The organism is Oleiharenicola lentus (genome assembly GCF_004118375.1).
Taxonomy (GTDB): Bacteria; Verrucomicrobiota; Verrucomicrobiia; order Opitutales; family Opitutaceae; genus Lacunisphaera; species Lacunisphaera lenta.
The window spans coordinates 2,592,888-2,609,790 of sequence record NZ_SDHX01000001.1 but is presented as its reverse complement, the minus strand read 5'-3'; the positions used below and the strand labels follow the sequence as shown (position 1 = coordinate 2,609,790).

Genomic DNA, 16,903 nt, shown 5'->3' with positions numbered 1-16,903 from the left:
GGAATAGGACGGGAGATAAAGATGACGGTTTAGAAAATGGCATAGAGCGTGAGCACGCACCCGAGGAATATGATCCACCAGAACCGAAAGGTTGCATACCAAGGATGCGGGATTTCCGGGGCTAGCTGCGCGACCGGACCGGCCTCGAGCACGGCGAGCTTGTCGGCGCCCGGGGCGGGGAAGAGGAGGCTCACGCCGTAAAGGAAGGCCACGTAAAACAGGAAGAAAAACGGGTAAACCTTGTAGAAGTGCGCCTGCACGAAAAAATCCGGCATCAGCGTTTGGCCCCACGGAGTTTTGGTCCCGACGATATAGGCCACGCTCACCACCAGGCCGATCGCCAGGGTTGCTACCGCCCCCTGCTCGTTCACCCGGCGGGAGAAGCGTCCGAGGATGAAGCAGGTGCCTACCGGGAGCAGCATGAAACCGCCCACTTGTAGGATCATGAGGTAAATCGGGCCCAACTGGCCGTAATACGGCGCGGCGAAAGTGCCGTAGACCATGATCGAGGCAGCGGCGAGTTTTCCGACGAACAGCGCGCGGGCTTCGTTCACCGCCTTTCGCGTGCAGGAGGGGTAGATGTCGAGCGCGATCACGGAGCTGATGGCGCACACTCCCGCATCGGCGCTCGACATCACCGCCGAGATCAGACCGGAGAGCACGAGACCGGAGAGAACCAGCCCCAAGAACCCGAGGCTGGGGAGCAATTCGCGGACCAGCACAGGTATTGCGCTATCGCCGGCTCCGGGATAGAGTTTCGCCGCGATCATTCCAGGAATGGCGAGCATGAAGACGGTAACGATCTTGAGGAACGAACCCAGCAGCATGCCCATCTTGGCGTCGTGCACGCTGCGGGCGCCGAGCGCGCGCTGGAGCACAGCAACACTGCAAAACGCAAAAAACGCCGAGTGTAAGGCTATTCCCGGGAGTGTGGTCCAAGGCATATGTGGGTCGTCGGCTGGCCGGAGAAACTCAAAATAATGGGGGCCCAGGTTTTCATACAAAGCGCGCGGCCCGCCTATTTGCTGCAAGCCGACGATGGTGATCACGAGGCAACCTACGATGAGCAGGCTCGCCTGCACGCGATCAGTATAGACAATAGACGCAAGGCCGCCGAAAACGGAATACAGGCCGATACTGATTCCCATGATAACGCAAACTAGGAGCAGGTATTTAGGGTCGAGACCGAAGATGTGCAGAACCGCAAGCCCACCGGCGTAAAATCCGATAGGCGTGGCGAGAATGCTCTGGACCACGAAGTTGAAACTGAAAAACAACTTCGCTACTCGGTTGAAGCGTTTCTCGAGAAATTCAGGGATGGTGTAAAGTCGGTTGCGAAGATAAAGCGGGATGAAGAAGATCGCTGAGATGCCAAGCATGACGCCGCCGATCAATTCGTTGTTAGATGCTGCGAGGCCGATCTTGCTGGCGAGGCCCGACTCGCCGATCACGGAGGCGCTATTAATGTTTGTGGCAAACAGCGAGAACCCGATCAGCAACCAGCTGAAGGACCGACCGCCCAGAAAATAGCCTTCTTTCGTCCCGGCTTCCTTCTTGCCCACATGCAGGCCGTAGAGGGTGATGCCGATTAGGTAGAGCGCGACGATGCTGAGCTGAACGAAGAGGGGATTCATATAATCTGTGATCAGGGCAGGCCGCGGTAGCGGAAGGAGTGAAAACGAGCCTCACCCTCGCCAAAGGCGTAGAGCGCGACGCGAGCGGTCGCCTCGGAGGAGAGTGAAGCACCCCAAGCGAACTTCTCCCAGTTCCGGCCATCTGTGCTGTGATAAAGAGACACATCGTGGTCCAGGTTGCGGATCTTCAGCCAGACTCGCTGCCCAGCAAAGTTGCCTGGGGCCTGCGGCTTGCCGCGACGTGGGTGGTAGAGCTTGCCGTCGCCGTGAAGAGCAAGACCTGGGCCGGCCGTGTCGCCGGAGAGGATCGTAAGGCCAGCTTCGGCGCCAGTCGGCACTTCGAGGCATACCTGCACTTCGAAACTGCGGTTGGCAGGCAGGACGGTGAGACGGGCAGCATCTGCCACGGATACTCCCTTGGCTTGCATTCGCAGCAATCCGCCGCCGGAAACATAACGGCTGGCGAAGTCCGGCACAGGTTCCAAGGGGTCCCATTGGATGCCGACATCCGAAGACGCGAAATCGTCGCTGAGCGCCATGCCGTGGCCGACGTTTTCGCCGGGAGGCTTGCGCAGGGTGTCCTGCGGATTGATGCCTTCAGGGATCACCGGCCAGCCGTCATCGGTCCAGGTTACCGGTAGGAGCAAAGTGTTGCGCCCGAGCGAGCGGCGGCCGTTTTGGATCGCGTGATACATGACCCACCACGAACCGTCGGTGGCATCGATCAGGGTGCCGTGGCCCTGCGACCACCATGGCTCGTCGCGCCGGGAGGTGCGGAGCATCGGATTGTGCGGGGAGTTTTCCCAAGGACCAAGCGCTGAACGTGCGCGTGCGACCACGATCAGGTGGCTGGTGGACGGACCGGCGGTGCCGCCCATGGCAGAGACCATGTAACAGTATTCGCCCCGCCAGAACAGCTTGGGACTCTCGAGGCATTCGCACTCGACGACCCAGTCTTTCGGGATCGGCCAACCGTCATAGACCTTGGTGAGCTCGCCCGTTGCCCGCAGCCCATCGGGGGAAAGCGGCACGACCTTGCCTTCGTTGACGTAGATGTAGCGACGGCCGTCGCGGTCGACGACGTGGCCGGGGTCGATGCCGCCGAAACCGAGGTCGACGGGCTGGCTCCACGGGCCCTGTGGGTGTTTGGCGGTGACCACGTAGTTGCTGAAGCGCAGGCGACCGTCAGGTCCGTTGGGCAACATGAGCGGCGCGTAAAGGTAATAGGTGCCGTCGTGATGGATGAAATCAGTGGCCCAGATGTTGCCTAGTCCGGCCAGTGATTCGATGCGCACGAGCGGACGCCAGTTAACCAGATCGCGGCTGTGCCAGATGATCGGGCCGCGCGAATCATGTTCACAGTGCGTCATGTAATAGTCCGCGTTGACGCGCAGCACCGTGGGGTCGTGCCAATGTCCGGCCAGGATGGGATTCCGGAAGGTTCCGTCCCCCTGATCCGGCTGCCATTGGCTCTCGATTTTCGCGGGAGAAGCGTGAACGGCGCCCAAGCCCGCAGACAGGGTCAGCGCCAAGCAAAACCAGCCGCGGTGGATCATAGCAGCAATGCTATTCATGCGACCTCAGGGGGGAGAAGAGATTGAGAAAGATGTGGTGAATCGGCCGAAAAGGTCTCGGGATCCCAGCGCAGGTGGAACCGATGCTCGTCCTCGGCGAAGGGGATGAAGCCCAAGCGCTGGTAGAGTCGGCAGGCACGGTTGCTTTTGAATACCTTAAGGGTTATCGGGCTGCCAGAGAGAAGGGACTCCTGTTGCAGCGTCATAATCAGTGAGCTGCCGACACCCTGGTTTTGGTAGTCGGGCAAAATCTGAATTTGGATGAGATGGATTTCAGATTTGGTCCGGTGGACCTTCAGCAATCCAATATCAAGATGATCGGCGGTAATGATATGAGCGCATTCCAAGTGATCAAAGATGCGCTTTAGCTGCGCCGATGACTCCCACGGGTAGTGTCGCTCCACGACGTCCCACATGGTGGAGAGGCGGAGCGATTCAAGGAATGGCAGGTCGCCTCCCTGAGCAGGACGCAGTTTGATGCACACCGGATGAGGCATGGGGAGATGCCGCGTGGTCTCACTTGAGCCGGATCACCTGCGGGGTATGGCTGGGGGCGTTTTTACGCAGACGACCATCCGATTCAAATTCGAGCGGATCAATCACGAGCATGGGGCGCTCGGGCTGGTCCTTGAGAATACCATGGCAGGAAAGCCACAGGCGTCCGTCTGGACCGGTGAAGATTTCGTTGTGGCCGACCTGGTTGAAAGGGCTGGCGGGATCACCGGTATAGGGCAGGCCGTTTTTCCTGCAGGCTTGCTCGCTCTGCTCGCCGTAGAAGGGCTCGGGGTGTTTGGCCCAAGGGCCAGTGACGGCGGGTGCCGTGGCATAGCCGATCTCGTAGCCGCGGGTCCACGAAGAGTAGAACAGGTAGTAAGTGCCGTTGCGTTTGATCACGTAGGCGCCCTCGATGCCGATGCTGTCCCAGCCGTAATATTTCGCGACCTTCCGGACGGGGCGACCATCGTAGCCTGGTTCCATGGTGGGTGTGCCATCAGGGTTCATCGCATAATCGACGCGATCCGGTTGGATTGCGCTTTGGGGTTCGGTCAGCAAGCGGCCGGTTGCGAGATCGATCTGAGCGTAGCCGATGCCGAATTCGCGGCCGCGATTCCAAAAGGCCCAGACCTTTCCGTCGTCGTCCTTGAATAACGTGAAATCGTTGCCATTCGAAAGCGGTTTCTCGTCCGTGACCACGCGGTAGGGGCCGAAGAGATTGTCGGACACGGCGTAACCTGTATGCTGGCCCGGATAGCCGGCATCGGGATTGGAGGCGTTGAAGAGGGCGTAGTATTTTCCGTCGATTCGATGGATCTCCGGAGCCCAGAAGCGGCGTTGATACCATTTGCCGGAACCGGCGGGCGGGGCGGGCAAGATCACCTTCTCGAATTTCCAATCGGTGAGATTGTCCGAAGAGTAGAGCACGACGCCGGGATTGAAGATACCCCAGGCCTCCTGCCGGGGCCAGTGGGGCCAGGCGGTGGCGGTCATATACCAGCGGTCGCCGTCGCGGAAGACCTGGCAGTCGCGCACGCCCAGCGGATCAAGACCGGAGGAGATCGGATTCTGATAGCGGAACTCGGCGGCGGCCAGGGAGACCACGAGGCCGGCAAGCAGGAGAAGGCTGATTTTTTTCATGGGGTGGTTTTACGGTAGAAGGCAGAATCGCGTGCGAGGAAGGCGGTGAGCTGGGCGTGGAAGGCGGCGACATCTGCCGCGTGGGCGGGATCCGCGGCGAGGTTGGTGATTTCGAACGGATCCGCACGCAGGTCATAGAGTTCGCGACCTCCGTCGGCGTAGCTGATGTAGCGGTGTGTGGCGGTGCGAAGGGCGTGGTTGCCTTGGTTGTAGGTCTGCAAAAGGACGTTTTCCCACGGGGCCTGGGGGTCGGCGAGCAAAGGGGCGAGGTCGCGACCGTGGACATGAGCGGGAACCGGCAGTCCGGCGCGGGCTGCAAGCGTAGGATAGATGTCCTGCAGGCTCACCAGTCGGTTGCAGACGAGGCCGTGGTGCCCAGCGGCCGCTGCCGGATCGCGCCAGAGCAGAGTGGTGTGGTTGGCCCCTTCCCAGAGTGCTTGTTTGCGGAATCGCCGTTTGTCCCCGAGATTCCAACCGTGGTCGCCCCAGAGCAGCACGACGGTGTTGTCGCGATGAGGGCTGCGCTCCAGTGCGTCGATGACCTGGCCCAGGCAATGGTCAGCGAAGGCAATGCTCGCGAGATAATGCTGCAGGGCGGACTTCCAGGCCTCGGTGACCCCGCCGGGGCCATGCAGTTTTTCTCCGGTTGCGATCAAGGAATCGAAATCCTTGCCCAGCCACTGTCGGGCGGTGCCAGCGGGCAGGTCGGTGATGTCATCCGTCACCCAGCGCACCAGTTCGGAATCGATCCGCATTTCGGCGACAGGAAAGCGATCGAGAAATTCCTGGGGCACCACCCATGGCAGGTGCGGCAGAAAGAGACCGAGGCCGAGGAAGAACGGTTGATCGGGAGGCAACACCACCTCGGTCGGCTGGCCGCGACCGTCAATAATGCTGGCGCGGCCCTTCGCGATCAAGTCTGCCGCGAAGCGGGCGTTTTGGAAATCGAAGGTTTCCTCCACGGGGATGTGCGACACCCCGAAGGTGAAAAGGCCGTCGTTCGGACTATAGGGAGAAAGCGTGCGGCGCGCGGCCGGCACCGGGTCGCTGCGTCCGTGGTGCTCGGCCATGCCCTGGTCGGCGTTCGCCCCGACACGGCGTTCAACCCAGCGAGTCCAGGAGTAGTCTGAGTCTGGCCAATCCTGTCGCACGCCATCGCGCATTTCGACCATTTGCTTGTGAAAAACCTTGCCGAGCCCGGTCGTGAACCAGCCCTGAGTCTTTAGATATTGAGGGAGGGTGACGACCTCCTTCAGCGCAGGATTGTGGCGAAAATGTTCATTGTGCTGGTAGTAGCCCGATAGATGGGGAGGGATGCCGCCCAGCAGGGCGGTGCGGGAAGGGCCGCACAGGGCGGACGCACAATAGGCCCGGCTGAAGGACAGTGATTGGCTGGCAAGTCGCTGAAGGTTGGGCGTCAGACGGCGGCCGATCTCCGCCAGTCGCTTTGGATCGGAGTATACTCGGCGAAGAAAATTGTCGGGCTGATCGAGGTGGGGCGTGGTGTAGTGGTTCAGATCGTCAATGGCGATCATCACGAAATTGGGACGCGCAGAGGCAAAGCCCGCCAGCGGTATCACGAATAGTAGCAGAAGACGTGAAAGCAGGAGCATAGATGGGAGGGGCATGGCACAATGTCCCGCGAGAAATGTGGGCGCGATGCACGACGTGTAGGAACGTAACGCATCCGGTCCTGGCCATTTCGACGTGACCGCACAGGATGGCATCAAGAGCGAAAAATGCTGCCGCTCAGAGGGAAGGACTTTTGATCTGTTCGTGACGGATATCAAAATGCCTGGGCGAAGTGGCTAGGACATGGTAGCCAAGCTTCGCACGGAGAAATGTCACCTGCCGGTGATTATTAAGGGCGCCTTTCTCATCGGCTCGCACCGGAGTCGGATCGATGAGTTGCGAATACAGGCAATTTTCGAAAAGCCTTTTGACATCCTCGATCTGCAAGACGCTTTGAATCGCTGCGGTTCTTCTTAGCGTGGTTCGGGATCTGCCCAGTGGGGGAGTTTTAGATCGCCCCGCTGCCAGCGTTCGTAGAGGTCGTTGAAGGCCTCGTTGGCGAAGGGGTAGCGGTCGAAGAAATCGGGGTCATTTCCGGTCAGGCGCGGATCGCCCTCCGCACGCAGGGCGTCGAAGAGGCGCCGGCGCAGGCTTTCCAACTGGGCGGCATGGCCGGGCAGCAGGGCAAGGTTGCGGATGTTGTCAGGATCGTCGGCGAGCGCGTAGAGCTCGTCGGCGGGGCGCAGCCCGAAGTTCAGTTCCCAGTGCGGGTTGGTCACCCCCTGAGCGCGCCGGGTCTGCAACAGCACGTCGCGGGTCGCGGCTGCGTCCGTATCGAGGTAACCGGTCTCGGGATTGCCGGAGGGCCAGCGCTCAGGAGCGAAGTTGTGGAGGAAGAGGTAGCCGTCGGTCACGATCGCCCGCACGGGGTAGCCGGCATTGTGTGGCCGGCCCGGATCGTGGCGTTCGCGGCCCAGCATCACATGGTCGCGGCTGGGGTCCACGCGGCCGTTCGAGTTGCTGGCGAGGAGGGGGCTCAAATCCCGTCCGGCAAAGGCTGCCATGCCCGAGGCTTCCGGGAGGATTCCTGCCGCAGCCAGCACCGTGGGGGCCAGGTCGATGAAGGAGACGAAGTCCGTGACGGTGCGCCCCGGATGGGGTATGCCGGCAGGCCAGCGGATGGCCAGCGGCAGGTGCGAGGCCGCCTCATAGACCTGGCCCTTCACCCGCGGGAAGGGCATGCCGTTGTCCGCTGTGACGATGACGAGCGTGTTATCCAGTTCTCCTCGTCGGGCGAGTTCTTCGAGGATGGCGCCAAGTTGGGTGTCGAAGTGCTCAATCTCCATCGCGTAATCAAGGAGGTCGTGGCGGACATCGGGGTGATCCGGCCAGTAGCCCGGCACGCGGTCGATTTGATCGAGGGATTTTCCGCCCTTGTTGACGCCGGAGCGAAATTCGTAGGCGCGGTGCGGTTCGTTGCCTCCATACCAGAAGCACCAGGGACTATCGGCAGGCACCTGGTCCAGGAAGTCCGAGAGGTTGCCCGCGTAATCCACGTTGGCGATTCCCCGAGTTGGTGGCTGAAGCTTGCGAGCCTGGAATCCCGGTCCGAGCACGTTTCGGGGGGAACCGTCGGGAAAGCGGGCCACACCCGGTGACCAGCCTTTGCCCGTGAATCCGATGGCGTAGCCGGCTGCAGCCAATGCTTCGGGATAGGAGCGATACTCCGGGGGGAAATAGTTCCAATGCACAAAGGCGGCGCCACTTTGCCAGGGGTTGCGACCAAGCAGCAGTGTGGCGCGCGACGCCGAGCATTTGGCGACAGGCGTATAGGCGTTGGAGAAAAGCACACCCTCTCGGGCGACGCGATCGAAGTTGGGCGTGTTGACCCAGCGCGTGCCATACGCACTTGCATGGGGGAAAGACCAGTCGTCGGCGAGGGCGATAAGAATGTTGGAGCGGCGAGTGGGAGCGGCGACGGCGACAACTGCGCAAAACAGCACAAGCAATACGGGGAGAAGTAATCGGGGCATGGGGTGGGGATACGCACGCTGATCTTCGTCAGATGCCACCTCCAGTCCGCAGGCATTCTCACCGTAATACAGCGATTCCATTGTCGGAGGCCACGGGAAAGACACGATGCGCAAACCCCCATCCCCAAATATCCGTGACCAGCCATCAATTGATCGATCTCGGCATCTGCGCCACCTACCTCATCGCCATCACCGTCTTTGGCATTTGGATAGGGCGGAAAGAGTCCGGCACCCAGGAGGGTTACTTTCTCGGAGGGAGGAAATTTGGCTGGTTCTCGATCGGGTGCTCGGTCTTCGCCACCAATATCTCGATCACGCAGTTCATGAGCGTGAGCGGCATGTCGCGGGATATCGGACTGGCGTCGATCAACAACGACCTGGTGGGCGGTTTATTGATGGCGATCTCGGCACTGTTTTTTGTGCCCATCTACATCCGCAGCCGGTTGTTCACGATGCCTGAGTTCTTGGCCCGGCGCTATGGGCCGGCCGCAAGACAGGTATTCGGTTGGGTCTACCTTGTGCAAAGCGTGCTGCAGCAACCCACCGGCTACTACATTGGTGGGCTTGCGTTGCTCGGAATGTTTGGTTTCGGCAATGAGCACCTGCCTCTGGCCTGTTTGATCATTGGACTGACGGTAGGACTTTACTCGGTGCTCGGTGGTCTGACCGCGGTCGTGAAGACCGATGTGGTTCAGCTCGGCCTGCTGCTCGTGGGCGGCATGTTGCTTTCCTACATGGCGGTGGACCGGGCAGGCGGTTGGTCGGCGCTTCATGCGCAGTTGGGAACGACTCATTTCGAATTGCTGCTTCCGCGGGGCACGGCGATGCCCTGGACCGCTTTGCCAGGTATCGCGCTTCACTCCTGCTACTTCGCGTTCTGTAGTATCCATATTCTCCAAAGGGTTCTGGGGGCGCAGAACGAATATCACGCACGCCAGGGCATGCTCTTTGCCGCTTGGCTCAAGTTTCTCGCGATCCCTCTGTTTGCTTTGCCCGGCATCGCCGCGGTTGTCCTGCTACCCCAGGCGACCGGCGACGCGACCTATGCGGCGCTTGCGCGCGAAATCTTGCCCGTGGGTCTGTCCGGTCTGGTCCTTGCAGGCATGCTGGCAGCTTTGATGTCTTCGGCCGATTCCAGCGTGAACGCCGTGGCCTGCGTCGTGGCCGCCGACATCTATCCGTCGATAGCGAAGAAGCCCACAGAGGCAACTGGATTGCGCATCGGGAAGTGGACTGGGGCCGCGTTGGTGGTCTTTGCGGTGGTGGTGGCTCCGCATTACCAAAACCTCGGGACGATCTATCCGTTCATCCTGCGCCTAGGCGGCTTCCTTCTGCTGCCTGTGGGTTTGTGCTTCCTCTTTGGCCGTTTCTCAACGCGTGTAAACGCCCAAGGGGCGATCGCTTGTCTGGGCATCGGTTCGTTGCTCGGTCTCGCCTATGTGGTGGCAACCTCGCTGCCTGCCACGAAAGCCAGCCTGCCGGGCTGGCTGACGGCATTGCACTTTTATGAAATGCTACCGCTGTTTTTCGTATTCAACACGGCGGTGCTCTTCGGCGTCAGCTGGCTCACGCCGCCGCCGCCGCCGGACCGGCTGGCCGTGCTGACCGAACGGGTTGCGGGCGTCGACACCGGGGCCGAAGGTCGGCCGCTGTGGCAAAGTTTCAACCTCTGGCTCGCGCTCTTCTGTGGGACGCTCGGCCTGATCTATCTCGTATTTTGATTTCCCCATGAAAAGCATCCTCTCCCTGTTTTGCCTTTGCGCACTGCCCTCCCTGGTCGCGGCCGATACCACAGTCGAACGCCTGTCCCGACGCCATTTGAAAGACTTGATAGCCGCTCGGGATTACCCGGCCGTGTTTCAGGCCTGGAACCCCATTGACATGCCGGGGGTGTGGCCGCTTTGGACCAACGACAACCGTCTGCGCGCCGCAGCCAAACATGACGTGCTCTGGGAGGAACCGGTCAGCCAACTCGGCTTCAACACCGCTCTCGTGCTCGGGGCCGAGTGGGCCGGGGAATATGCGGGCCTCGCCACGGAGTTCACTCCCCTCAGCCAGAAGCGCGCCTTGGCTAACCGGGCCATGATGCTGGCGAAAAATCCCGCCATGATTTTCCTGCTCGAGGTGCGCTGGCGCGACGCTCCCGGCAGTTTTCTGCCTGAGGACTCCCCGTTTTGGCGACGCAATGCCGACGGCTCGCGCGTGCCCGGTTGGGACAATGGCCCCGAGCCCTACTACCTGCTCAACCCGGAGAACGAAGCCTTCCGTGCCAACATCGGCCGCCAGGCTCGGCTCGCGATCGAGTCCGGCATCTACGATGGCATCATGCTCGATTGGAGCGGCCACCTTGAGGTCGTCAAAGCTGTGCGCGCGGCCATTGGCGAGGAGGCGCTCATCATCGTCAACATCCACGACAACGTGGAGCACGCCAAACTCTACGCTTCGCTGATCAACGGCTCCTTCATGGAGTGTAACCCCGATGGTCCTGGCCTCGCCACGCGCAGCAACGGCACCACCTGGGACAAGCTGCGCGATGGATACGTGTTCATGGAGAAGCACCTCCGTGAGCCACGGCTCAACTGCCTCGAAGTTTGGGGTCATCGCGACGATCACCGCCGCCTGCGGGCCGCCACCACTCTCGCCCTCACCCATGGCAACGGGGCGGTGCTCTATGCCGATCCGAATCCCCTGCCAGCGCCAGATCACATGCACGACTGGTATCCGCTCTGGGACATTTCCCTCGGCCGCCCCGTGGGCGAGGGACAGACCCGGCCCGACGGCATCGTGGAGCGGGCCTTTGAGCGCGGCCTTGTGCTCTACAACCACCTCGGCAACGGCACCCGCAAGGTGCAGTTCCAGCGCGAGATGAAACGCGCCTACGATGGTAAGGTCAGTCGCGAGTTCTGGGTGAGCGACGCCGACGGCGACATATTTGTCAGTCCCTGAATCGTACAAGGCTCTCAATCCCATTTCCAATGTTCCCATTACTCGCCAGCGCCCATGTTAAACTCCAAACGGCCGACATCATCACGTTCGCCGTCTATATGATCGCCATCAGCCTGATCGGTTGGTGGTTCGGACGCCGCGAGACCAACGTGGCGGAGACCTCGTCAGACTACTTTCTCGCCGGTCGCACGCTGCCTTGGTATGTTGTGGGCTCTTCTTACATCGCTGCCAACATCTCGACTGAACACTTCATCGGCATGATCGGGGCCGCCATGATCTACGGCATTTGCGTGGCCACGCCCGAGTGGAGCTGCATCATCGCCTTCACCTTCCTGATCTGGATTTTCATCCCATTTCTGCTTTCAGCTAAGGTTTTCACAGCACCCGAATTTCTTGAGAAACGATTCAATCCGGGAATGCGCAATTTCTTCGCGACGGTCACCGTGATAGCTAACGTCATCGCCTTCCTCGCTCCGGTGATCTATGGTGGCGGGTTGGCGTTGAACAGTCTGCTCGGCTGGAACCTGACCTTCTGCATCGCACTGATCGGCATTACCTCTGGCGTATGGGCCATCTGGGGTGGACTGAAGTCCGTCGCCTGGATGGACCTCCTCACCATCATCATCATGGTCGGCGGGGGATTGGCAGTCACGTATTTGGGCCTGCAGTCGCTCGGACAGGGCGAGGGGCTGGTGGCTGGTTTCCAGGAGATGGTCACCCGGAATCAGGCGCAAACCGGAGTGTGGAAAGAGGCGCTGGACCGCTTGACGCCCACCATTGTGCCCGGACACGAGACCTACAACCGTCTTTCTGTGATCCAGCCCCTGGAACACGAGACCACTCCTTGGCCGCACTGGGTGATGAGCTTCTTCTACATCGGGCTGTGGTATCTTGCGATCAACCAGTTTATGGTGCAGCGTATTCTGGCAGCCAAGAATATGTATCACGCCCGCATGGGCATCGTATTCGCCGGCTACCTCAAGCTCTTGCTGCCTTTCATTGTGGTGGTGCCCGGTCTGATCTATTTTGCGATGCATCCCGAGATACTGCTCGCGGGGTCCACGCTGGCCGAGGTTCGCCCCGAGGCTGACAAGACCTATACCAACCTGATCCGCGATTATGTGCCGGTCGGCATCAAGGGCATCCTCATGGCTGCGTTGTTCGGTGCGATCCAGTCAACTGTCAGCGCCGTGTTGGCCTCGACCTCCACCGTGATCACCTTTGATTTCTACCGGCGGCATCTCCGACCCAATGCCACAGATCGGGCCACGATCCGCTTCGGTCGTATCACCACCAGCGTGCTGCTCGTGCTTTCGATCGCTCTGGGGGTTTGGATCAGCGGGCTCAAGAGCAGCCTGTTTGTCTACATCCAGCAGCTGTTCATGTTCTTTGCCCCGCCGTTCTCGGCGGTCTTCCTGCTGGGCATTCTTTGGCGCAGGATCAACGGCACGGCTGCACTGGCCACCGTATGGCTGGGCTTTGCCTTCGGCATCGCTGTGAAGTTCTGGGTCAACACGGGGGAAGCTCCGGCCTGGCTCGCGCCCTATTCCAACCAAGGCCTGGTCAACTGGGCGATCTGCATGGTGCTATGCATTGTCGTCAGTCTCGTGACGGCCCCGCCGCGGCCCGAGCAGGTCACTGACGAACTGACTCTGAACTGGCGGAAAATGAACATCGGGGGTGATCTGGGCGACCGCTGGTATAACAGCGTGACGCTTTGGTGGGGCCTGAGCGTCGTGATCATGATTGGCTTCATCTTCCTCTTCGGGGTCGTGCTCTGAGTCGGGCGCGTGCCGCGGTTCTCCACCGAACGGCAACCGCGCCTGTCGACTCACCAGGACGTCAGGTGACTCGGTCCCGAGGTGTCGTGTCCCTCAGGGATTGGTCTGCCGGCGCAGTTCCTCGCGTTTCTGCTGGTATTCGGCGGGGGACATCCGTCCTTCCCGCATGGCCTTCTGGTATTCCTGTTCGGCGGCCCCGCGCCAAAGTGAGGCGCAGCCGCTGGTGATAATCAGCACGACGAGCAAAAGGAGGGCGACGGGTTTCATCAGGCAGCGTGGGTCATGAAATCAGGGCGCATTGTTCCATCACGCGGGATGGCCGGCAAAAAAGGCTCCCGCACTCTGGCGAATGACCGGCCGGCCGGCGGTGGTCTGTCAGGTTCACCGGAGGGTCACGTTGCTCACGTCTCCGCGCTCTACGACAATGAACTCATCGAGCGTCTTCAGGCGCTGGCCGGCAACGCGGATGTTCTCGAGTTTGATGTCGCTGATTGTGCCGCCGGTGGCGTTGAGGTAGTTGAAGTATTTGATGCGACCGGTGACCTCGATGTCGCGGAGGGTGATGTCCCGGATGGAGCCGGCCTGGCCGATGTGCAGTCCGAGCACGCGATAGACGTCGCCCTCGATGCGGATACGCTCGAATACAAAGTCGCTGATCGCCGCCCCCATGTTCAGGCGGGAGTTCACGACGGCACGGTTACCCATGAGTTCGCGATCACTGGTCACCTCGCTTGCCATGATGATGATGTCCGACACGCGCACGCCGCGCACGGGATCCTTGAGGTTCCAGGTGAACTGGAAAGGCGCACCGTTCATCTGGGCCCAGATGAGGCAGCGGCGGACCACCATGTCGTTGCAGTAAACCTTCACCACGTCGTCGTTGACCTTGAAGAATGAGTCCTCGACCACGGAGCGGTCGCCGGCTCGCACGCCGTCGGTGGTATACCACCAGCCAAAGCACTGCACGCCACGCACAAGGGAATCGTCGCCCACGCTGATGCAAAAATGCACGGGGTCGGTGAAGGTCACACCCTCGACCGTGGCCCGGGGACCGTGCAGATAGACGGCGATTTCACGGTATTTGCCGTAATTCCAGGGGATCTGGGCATCGGCGTAGCGGTGGCGCACGGCGCGCCACTTGGCGCCACTGATGACGCCACGACCGCGCACCGTTACGTTTTCGGCGTGGCTGCTGAACGCACCGTGAACCACGGCGCCTCCGGCGATGTAAACGATGTCGCCGGCGTCGAGGGGGAATCCCTTGTTGAGGTCGTAACCGAGGGCGACGAGGTCGTATTCACCGGGAGGGAAGTAAAGGATGTTGGGCTTGGCCGGGTCGTTGTGAACCGTCGGATTCCGGGAGAAATCAATGACATTGGCCGCACCGAGATCAGGCACGGCCTGTTCCAATTCTTTGGCGAACAGGAAAAGCGGCTGCTTGCGGTCACCGTTGATTTCCAGGGCGATTTGACGCGGTTGGTCGAGGGAAAGTTGGATTTTCTGGCCACTGATGCGCGCGCTGATGCCGTAGGATGCGGGCAGAATGCTGACGGATGTCGGCTTGATGGCGGCGGGCAGTGTGACGGTTATAGTGACCGAGCCGGAGAAGGAGAAGGTCGTCCAGTGGTTGGCTTCGCCCATGGCCTGTCCGGCACCGTGGAATGGATTGGTGCTTTCGTATACATAGGCGGGCTGGGCCGGCGCGCCTTCCTGACTGACTTCAACCGTGTAGCGACCGGAAATCCAGCGGTTATCAGCCGGGCGCGGGTAGGTTTCCAGGGCGGCGTGGACCGGGAGCACCACCGTGAGAAAGAAGAGGCCGAGGAGCACTTTCATACAGTCAATGTTTGCGTTTGGTGGCGCCCTCGTCGGGCGTGTTGTCCGCACCGCCGTCCGTCGGATTGACGATTGGTGGGGGCTCGGTGCGCGGGGTGCCGGCCAGGTCGGTTACCCAGAGTGAGCGGTTGGCGGCAGTCACGCGAGCGCGGTCGAGCTTCTCAACTTTTCGGTCATAGGTATAGAGTCCGTTCATCTCGTTCTCGACATCGGTCCACTGCGTATAGACGGCGCCGGAGAGAAGTCGGTTGTCCTTATAGTCACGCAGCTGGGTGACGAATTTCTCGTATTCGGCGGTGGCGGCCTCCTTGCCCTCGTAGTTGAAATGCACCCATGGGCCGTCAAGGTCCCAGACGTGGCCATCCTCGAGGTAGCCGATGGCACCGTATTCGCCATTCACGGCGGCGCGTTCGCTCGTGGCGAACGGGTAGGTGGGAGGACGGTAGTGGTGATTGTCGATGATGTGCCCGACTTGGTAGTCGAAGTGCGGCTTGCCGGCGTCGATACCGCTGTTGCCCGTGACGAGGCGCGAGGGATCGAGTTCCATGACGAACTCCGTCAGCCGCTTCACGTCGTAGGCACCCCAGTGCTCATTGAAGACGATCCAATTGACAATGCTGGGACTGTTCCAGTGGGTGCGGACCATGCGGGCAAGCTCCGCTTCGAACTGCGCTTTCTCCTCTTCGGTACGGACCTTGAAGGTGCTGGGCATGTCCTGCCAGACGAGCAGGCCGGCCCGGTCGCAGTGGTGGAACCAGCGCCGCGACTCCACCTTGATGTGCTTGCGGGTCATGTTAAAACCCCAGGCTTTGGTCTGTTCGACCTCCCAGCGCAGGGCGGCGTCGGTCGGGTGGGTGTGCAGGCCGTCGGGCCAGAAACCCTGGTCGAGCGGCCCCATCTGGAAGACAAAGCGGTTGTTGAGGAAAATCTTCTGCACAGGACCGCGGCCGTTGACGCGTAGTTGTCCCAAGGCGATCTTGCGCATTCCGAAGTAGCTGGATACGCGGTCCACCTCCCGGCCCGCCTGCTTCAGCACGAGATCGAGATCATAGAGGAAGGGATCTTCCGGCCACCACAGGCGGGGCGAGGGCAAGGACAAGGTTAACGGCTGGTTCACGGGCCCCTCGGCGCGGCCAATGATTTTGTCGCCGATGCGCACCACCGCCTCGACCGCGAGATCCGCAGCGTGGGCATCAGGGCTCGCTGTGACGGTCAGTGTTTCCGCGTCGATGTCGGGCACGGCGTGAAAGTCGGCGAGATGTCTCTCCGGCACGGGCTCAAGCCAGACCGGGAGCCAGATGCCGGAGGAAGGGGCGTAGGTGTAGCGCTGCGGGTTGGCGAACCGGTCGTTGGTCTGTTTGCCGACGGCGATGCCCTGGTCGTTGCCGGGGTCGAACACCGAGACGATGACCTCCTGTGGTCCATTCGGGTTGAGGTGAGGGGTGATATCGAAGCTGAATGGGTCGTAGCCCCCGCGGTGCTGGCCGGCAAAGCGGCCGTTGATGTAGACCGTGGCCTCCCAGTCCACCGCCTCGAAGTTGATCCGCACGCGCTGCCCTTCGCTGCGCCAGCCGGCCGGCACATCGAACAGACGACGGTAGTGGGCGCGCTGGGAGGCGAGCTGGCGGCGAATGCCAGAGAGGGCGGATTCCCAAGGGAACGGGACGAGGATGGTTTCCCGAAGAGTCCGGCCGGTCGGCAGGGCATCGGAGGGTTGCGCTTCCTGGAATTCCCAGATGCCATTCAAATTGAGCCACCGTTCGCGGACGAGTTGCGGGCGAGGGTATTCACCAAGAACGTTGCTTGAATCCACTTGCGCCGCCCAGGGAGTCATCAGCGGGGCGGAAGCCGGTTGCCAGGTAGCGGCAAACGCGGGGACGGAGAAAAGGGCCAGTCCGGCGAGCAGTAATGCCGGGCGCAGGGTAAAGAAATCGGGTTTCGAGGATTTCATG

The 16,903-nt window shown here is 61.0% G+C and carries 12 protein-coding genes; 3 read left to right on the top strand and 9 right to left on the bottom strand.

Annotated features, from left to right (window positions below; translation table 11 throughout):
- Nucleotides 1-29 precede the first annotated feature (29 nt).
- The 6 genes from ESB00_RS10775 to ESB00_RS10750 form a co-directional block, all read right to left on the bottom strand.
- Entirely contained in the window at nt 30-1,634 is a 1,605-nt protein-coding gene (locus tag ESB00_RS10775; RefSeq protein ID WP_129047695.1) for an SLC5 family protein, read from the bottom strand.
- Between the two features lie 11 nt (nt 1,635-1,645).
- Nucleotides 1,646-3,208, bottom strand: coding sequence for a family 43 glycosylhydrolase (locus ESB00_RS10770; protein ID WP_129047694.1), 1,563 nt, complete (start codon nt 3,206-3,208; stop codon nt 1,646-1,648).
- Nucleotides 3,205-3,705: a GNAT family N-acetyltransferase gene (locus ESB00_RS10765; protein WP_129047693.1), complete on the bottom strand. Its 501-nt coding sequence runs from the start codon at nt 3,703-3,705 to the stop codon at nt 3,205-3,207. The genes ESB00_RS10770 and ESB00_RS10765 overlap by 4 nt, the downstream gene beginning before the upstream one ends.
- Nucleotides 3,706-3,724: 19 nt before the next feature.
- Nucleotides 3,725-4,843: a glycoside hydrolase family 43 protein gene (locus ESB00_RS10760; protein WP_129047692.1), complete on the bottom strand. Its 1,119-nt coding sequence runs from the start codon at nt 4,841-4,843 to the stop codon at nt 3,725-3,727.
- On the bottom strand, nt 4,840-6,471 hold the full coding sequence (locus ESB00_RS10755) for a sulfatase (RefSeq protein ID WP_164976143.1): 1,632 nt from the start codon (nt 6,469-6,471) through the stop codon (nt 4,840-4,842). Before ESB00_RS10755 ends, ESB00_RS10760 begins: the two co-directional genes overlap by 4 nt.
- Before the next feature lie 357 nt (nt 6,472-6,828).
- Nucleotides 6,829-8,388: a sulfatase family protein gene (locus tag ESB00_RS10750; protein WP_129047690.1), complete on the bottom strand. Its 1,560-nt coding sequence runs from the start codon at nt 8,386-8,388 to the stop codon at nt 6,829-6,831.
- Between the two features lie 134 nt (nt 8,389-8,522).
- Between ESB00_RS10750 and ESB00_RS10745 the strand changes: the two genes are divergently transcribed.
- From ESB00_RS10745 to ESB00_RS10735, 3 genes are all read left to right on the top strand, one after another.
- A complete protein-coding gene (locus tag ESB00_RS10745) occupies nt 8,523-10,109 on the top strand; it encodes a sodium:solute symporter family transporter (RefSeq protein ID WP_164976142.1) in 1,587 nt (528 codons plus the stop codon).
- Between the two features lie 7 nt (nt 10,110-10,116).
- Nucleotides 10,117-11,334 carry an alpha-amylase family protein gene (locus ESB00_RS10740; protein WP_129047688.1) on the top strand — a complete coding sequence of 406 codons (1,218 nt, stop codon included), beginning with the start codon at nt 10,117-10,119 and terminating at the stop codon, nt 11,332-11,334.
- Nucleotides 11,335-11,432: 98 nt separating this feature from the next.
- Nucleotides 11,433-13,115 (top strand): SLC5 family protein, encoded by a 1,683-nt coding sequence (locus tag ESB00_RS10735; RefSeq protein ID WP_218938729.1) that lies wholly within the window; start codon nt 11,433-11,435, stop codon nt 13,113-13,115.
- Nucleotides 13,116-13,208: 93 nt separating this feature from the next.
- Here ESB00_RS10735 and ESB00_RS19655 read toward each other — a convergent pair whose 3' ends face one another.
- The 3 genes from ESB00_RS19655 to ESB00_RS10725 all read right to left on the bottom strand — a co-directional run bounded on the left by ESB00_RS19655 (nt 13,209) and on the right by ESB00_RS10725 (nt 16,902).
- Entirely contained in the window at nt 13,209-13,382 is a 174-nt protein-coding gene (locus ESB00_RS19655) for a hypothetical protein (RefSeq protein WP_164976141.1), read from the bottom strand.
- 114 nt (nt 13,383-13,496) lie between these two features.
- Nucleotides 13,497-14,951 (bottom strand): glycoside hydrolase family protein, encoded by a 1,455-nt coding sequence (locus ESB00_RS10730; protein WP_129047686.1) that lies wholly within the window; start codon nt 14,949-14,951, stop codon nt 13,497-13,499.
- 4 nt (nt 14,952-14,955) lie between these two features.
- Entirely contained in the window at nt 14,956-16,902 is a 1,947-nt protein-coding gene (locus tag ESB00_RS10725; RefSeq protein WP_129047685.1) for a glycoside hydrolase family 2 protein, read from the bottom strand.
- Nucleotide 16,903: the final 1 nt, after the last annotated feature.